The organism is Vibrio sp. S11_S32 (genome assembly GCF_014694465.1).
Classification (GTDB): Bacteria; Pseudomonadota; Gammaproteobacteria; order Enterobacterales; family Vibrionaceae; genus Vibrio; species Vibrio algicola.
Window position 1 is genome coordinate 1 of record NZ_JAAUWS010000194.1, and the last position, 253, is coordinate 253.

Here is a 253-nt window from a genome sequence, read left to right on the forward strand (position 1 = left end):
TAAACCATGGAAAAACTCAGCACGGGTTGCTGGGTTGGATTTGAAAATGCCGCCTAGGGCTGTGGTGGTGGTCACACTGGTAGCATCCATCACGCCGCGAGATTTTACGCAGTAATGAGTGGCATCCGTAAGCGTTCACCAGCACCCTATTGACAGGGCTGGTGAACGTTAAAAACCGAATACGTTTGGGTAGGGCTGTCGATTCGTCACGGCTGTGACGATTTCGGACACAACTGACCATGCTGAGAGGCCA

The 253-nt window shown here is 52.2% G+C and carries 1 pseudogene; it reads right to left on the bottom strand.

Annotation, left to right across the window (positions count from 1 at the left end):
* A pseudogene (locus HC723_RS17225) lies at nt 1–126 on the bottom strand (GTP cyclohydrolase I); the annotation flags it as partial.
* Between the last annotated feature and the right edge of the window lie 127 nt (nt 127–253).